Origin of the sequence: Bradyrhizobium macuxiense, from assembly GCF_001542415.1 — a bacterium.
GTDB classification, from domain to species: domain Bacteria; phylum Pseudomonadota; class Alphaproteobacteria; order Rhizobiales; family Xanthobacteraceae; genus Bradyrhizobium; species Bradyrhizobium macuxiense.
The window spans coordinates 1-4,444 of record NZ_LNCU01000031.1 but is presented as its reverse complement, the minus strand read 5'-3'; the positions used below and the strand labels follow the sequence as shown (position 1 = coordinate 4,444).

Annotated in this window: 6 protein-coding genes; all 6 read left to right on the top strand. The window is 55.0% G+C overall.

The genetic code is table 11. The features are described 5' to 3' along the window. Positions 1 to 292 (top strand): hypothetical protein (locus tag AS156_RS42750; protein WP_160331065.1); only part of this gene is annotated, 292 nt, incomplete at its 5' end. 15 nt (positions 293 to 307) lie between these two features. After that, positions 308 to 979, top strand: coding sequence for an HK97 family phage prohead protease (locus AS156_RS07100; protein WP_082747263.1), 672 nt, complete (start codon positions 308 to 310; stop codon positions 977 to 979). Between the two features lie 71 nt (positions 980 to 1,050). After that, positions 1,051 to 1,452 (top strand): hypothetical protein, encoded by a 402-nt coding sequence (locus AS156_RS07095; RefSeq protein WP_136626067.1) that lies wholly within the window; start codon positions 1,051 to 1,053, stop codon positions 1,450 to 1,452. A 301-nt stretch (positions 1,453 to 1,753) separates the two neighbouring features. Further along, positions 1,754 to 1,984, top strand: a complete 231-nt coding sequence (locus AS156_RS07090) for a hypothetical protein (protein WP_066501877.1) — start codon at positions 1,754 to 1,756, stop codon at positions 1,982 to 1,984. Between the two features lie 18 nt (positions 1,985 to 2,002). Next, positions 2,003 to 2,317 carry a phage tail assembly protein gene (locus tag AS156_RS07085; RefSeq protein ID WP_066501873.1) on the top strand — a complete coding sequence of 105 codons (315 nt, stop codon included), beginning with the start codon at positions 2,003 to 2,005 and terminating at the stop codon, positions 2,315 to 2,317. Between the two features lie 147 nt (positions 2,318 to 2,464). Then, a partial coding sequence (locus tag AS156_RS07075; protein WP_148659586.1) for a transglycosylase SLT domain-containing protein occupies positions 2,465 to 4,444 on the top strand: 1,980 nt, incomplete at its 3' end.

Genomic DNA, 4,444 nt, shown 5'->3' with positions numbered 1-4,444 from the left:
CAACGAAGTGAAGGCCGCTGCGAAGCAGTCCACGGCTGATATGCCGACCGCTACCGCCGACAAGGCCGAACGTCTTGGCTATGCCTGCGCAGTTGGCTCTCCCGCATGGAAGAAAAACAACATTGGTCGTGGCATCGTCTCTCTGCATCCTTCTGTGACTGGGATTGTCGATCTCGACGACGAGAACCTGCAACAGATGAAGGTCGCGTTCGGCTTCGATCAGCACAAGGTCGATGCGCATATGCAAGAGCGCATCAATGGCAAGCTCACGCAGAACTTCGCGGGCTTCTGATAGGGATAACACAAAATGAATAAATTATTGGGTCCGCCCGGCTGGACGCGCTTATCGACCGAACGACGGTACGCCTCAGGCGGCAGTCCCCGCACACTCGATTTAACTAACCGCAGCGTCGATGCCGTCTTGTCGAAGGGCTCTGACGTGGTTCGCGCTTACGGCGTTGAGCGACTAGCGATCACGCCAAAAGCGGTTGACATCTCTCGCGTTGAAAAAGGAGTCGCACCTGTCTTGGATACACACCGGCAGGAAAGCATCCTTGGAAGTTCGATCGGCAAGCTTGCCGCGGTGTGGTTTGAAGGATCGTCACTGGTAGGCCGTCTTCAATTCCACAAGACCGATGCAGGCAAAGCAGCCTTCGGAATGGTTCAGCGTGGCGAAGCAAATGCAATTTCGATAGGCTATTCCGTACAGAGCTGGGAGATCACAGACGAAGATGGACGAGTGATCGATCCAGCAAAAGAGCGTCTTCGCGTTGGAGAAGCTGATTACGTTTTCACTGCCACGCGCTGGTCGTTGTACGAGTGCTCAATTGTCTCCTGTCCGGCAGACCCTGATGCGCAGATTAGGCAATGGGGCGGTAATCGCGACATCGCAGACCCGGCTGAGTATAACCGCTTGGCGAAATTTCGTATGGAGACTCGCCAGCGCATGTTGCGGCGCGAGCGCATGTATCGCAAATAATGCTTCACTCTCGCACCGCAGACATCCGCGAAGCTCGTCGGATTGCAGCGCATGAATGCGGACATGCACTGGTGCGCTGGGCAACCGGCGTACCGATCGCCTTGATGACGATCGTCGGCGTTGACGGTGTACGAGGCAGGGTCAGTGGTGCATTCGATGACTTGGACTCCGATGCAGATTACTTCAATAGGATAGTTGTTCTAGTCGCAGGTCACATCGGCGAGAAACATCATCTCGGCGAGAGTAAGGGGCTGAAAGGCAGTGATCGTCGCAAGGTCGATGACTGCGCTGCATGTCTCGCCGATAATGCGAACGCAAGATCACTCATCGTTCGCGCTGCGGAGATCGAAGCCGAGCATCTGCTGCGCAAACATGAGCAAGCATTCCGCTCGCTCATAGATGCCTTGCTTGCTCGATCAGTGCTAAGCGGCGGACAGGTCACCGAGATCATCGAACGCGAAACGCCGGTGTAATTCGTCGCCCAAATAGTCGGACCATGGGGTCGTCTCCCTTGATCCGTGGGTGTACATCGCGTTTCGCTTGCTCCCGGTCGCATCCTTCCAACGATCGGTGATGCGCGAGCGGGAACGTCGGTTACCGCGACGTTCCCGCATTGCCTCCTTTCAGTTTGGCTAGAGCGTTGCCTGCAGCTTGGCGCATGCAGTGGTCATCCCTCGCTCAAGCCAGCGCGGGGGCGGTCGGTCGTTAATGGCCTTTCCGACCGATCGCCGCTGCTGCTCACTTCCTCTTTCATACTCATGGAGTTTTATAATCATGGCACTTGTAGCCAAGAAACTTGCTGCGCAGCTCTCGCGCTGGAAATCAAACGCTGCTGACCAAAGGGCTGAAGTAGAAGCCGCACTCATCGACTGGGCACGGTGCCGCTCGGAAGGTGGAGATACGGATATCGACGACGCAATGGCCGTCAAACTCGAAACGGTCATCTCTGATGCCACTCACCAATCAGCGGCGCTGTCTGCAGCAATTGCAGCGCTCCCCCTGTAAACCACTCTTGAGGATATCATGTCAGAAGACACCAAAACCGAAGTTAGGTCGGATATCGAGTTTCCGCTGCGCACTTCCATCACCGCATACGGTGAAGAGGTTCGCGTTCTCAAGATCAGGAAGCCTATGGGTGCTGATCTTGTCGCCATTGGCAACCCGGTCAAGTTCTCTCCGTTTACAAGTCCGCCGACCGTAGAACACGACTTCACCAAGATCGTCGAAATGGTTGCGCGTCTCGCGAATGTGCCGTCATCTTCTCTCACGAAGCTTGATCCGGAGGACTTGATCACTCTGGCGTGGACCATCACGCCTTTTTTCGTTCCGGCTCTGTAGATGCGCTGGTGAGCTCGTGCTTGCAGCTCGCACTGATCTACAAGTGCGACCCGTACATCTTCCTGAATAAGCCGGAAGATGAGATTGCAGAGCTGTATCGACAAACTGCAGAGCAGCTAAAACTAATGCAACAAAAGGAATGATACGTTGGGCGTTGAACAGGAAGTAATGAAGCTTGTAGCGGAGGTAGAGGACAAATCCTCAAATACGCTAAAGCAAATCCGCGAGTCCTTCAAAAAGTTTGGTCACGATGCCGAACACACACATGAGAGGGCAAGCAAGTCAGCGAGAGCGCACAGCAAGGAAATCCGCGAGCTTCATGAGCGGATGAACAAGCTAAAGGACTTCGCTGCAGACGCTGTTCTGCCGACCTTTGCCGCTCTCGGTATCAGCTTTGCCTCCGTTGGCGAAACCCTCGCAAAGTTTGTTGAACACCTTCGCGGAGCCGGTGAAAGCTGGAAGGTGTTCAACGACGCTGCGATCCGTGGTGGAGTATCTGCGCGCTTCGTTGGCGCAATGGGCGCTGCATTTCAAAGTCTCGGCATCGCGCCAGAGCGCGCGAACGCTGCAATTGCAGCTTTCGGATCGCACATGGACAAGATCGCCCGTCATGATCCCGAAGAGCTGAACGATATCAATCACCAGTTCAGCAACATGGGCGAGAGTATCGCTCAAGCGCTGGCTGGCGCTCGCACTCGCGCTGAACAGTTTCAGGCCGTGATGACGTTCATGGCCAAGCACAACGTTCCGCCAGACCAGAAACGCAAATGGCTGGAGTTTCTGGGTTTACCTGCCGAGTTCGCAACTCGCAGTCTCAAAGACCTTAATGAAGCGATGAAGGAAGGCTTCAATTTCGAAAAGAACCATCCGACTAATATGAAGGTTTTGCACGATCTTGATGACGCGTTCACCAAGTTGGACTTGAACCTTCGCGGTTTCGGCATCGATCTAACAAACGAGTTTGGTGAGCCTGCCGCGCATATGATCTCTAACTTTGCGGCATCAATCGACAAGATCGGTGAGTCGCTTCGCAAGTATCACGAGGCTGGCACCAGCGGATTTGCCAAGGACTCGATCTTCGGTCGCATGTTTGAGAAGCTGACTGGCATCCCCGGCAGCAAGATGACGCCTCAAGGTCGCATCGATGAAGGGTTTTCCGCCTTCGATCACAAGGCCGACGAAGATGCCGTTGCGCGAGGCACAACGAAAGGTCTCTTGGATGCATTCAGGCAGTTGATGGGGTTTGGCTTTACGCCCATGTCGTACAACGGCGCTGGCGTAGGTAGCGGCAGGATGGTGAATGCCGCTTATCATCCCAGCGAAGTCGGCGGCGCTAACAGCAGCGCAGGCTCTTCTCCCAAGTTTGGAAATGACGACTTTCCGCTGAAATCTATCAGTCAAGGTCAGGTACCGAAGTCCGTGAAAGGCACCGTTGCCAAGATCGGAGCTGCGCGGGACTTCTCGATGAAGGCTTACGGCAAGAAGCCGAACCTTGGCAGCGCCGAGACGGAAGCTGCGATCGCGGATGCAGCAAAGAAGTACGGCCTCGATGCCAACATGCTGCGCGGCATCGCAAGCATCGAGTCCAACATGCATCCGCAGAGCAATTGGAATAGGGCAACCCAATACAAGGGTTTGTTCCAGATGGGCCGCGATGAATGGGCGAAATACGGTAGCGGCTCGATCTACAACGCTCATGATAATGCGATGGCAGCGGCTCACATGCTGTCTGATCATGCGAAAGAGTTCAAGCGTCGCTTCGGTCGCGATCCTACGCCGTCCGAACTCTACATGATCCATCAGCAGGGAATGGGTTTCTTCACTCGCGGTGCAATGACCAACATCGGCGGCAATCCATATCCCGGCATGCGCGGTCCTCAAAGCCACGACTCGTTCATGAACGGATGGGGCAAGGAGCTTGCGCGTCGTACTGCTCAATTCGACACGTATTTTCCCGAAGTGCTGACCGCGCACGGCAACACCGGTGCTCATCTCGCCGACCGCATTGTTCGCAAACATCTGCGCGATAACAATGGTGGTGCCGTTAAGGTCGATGGCAGCGCGAACGTAAATGTGAATTTCAGCAACATGCCGAAAGGCACGCGAACGAGCGCGAATGTCAACGGT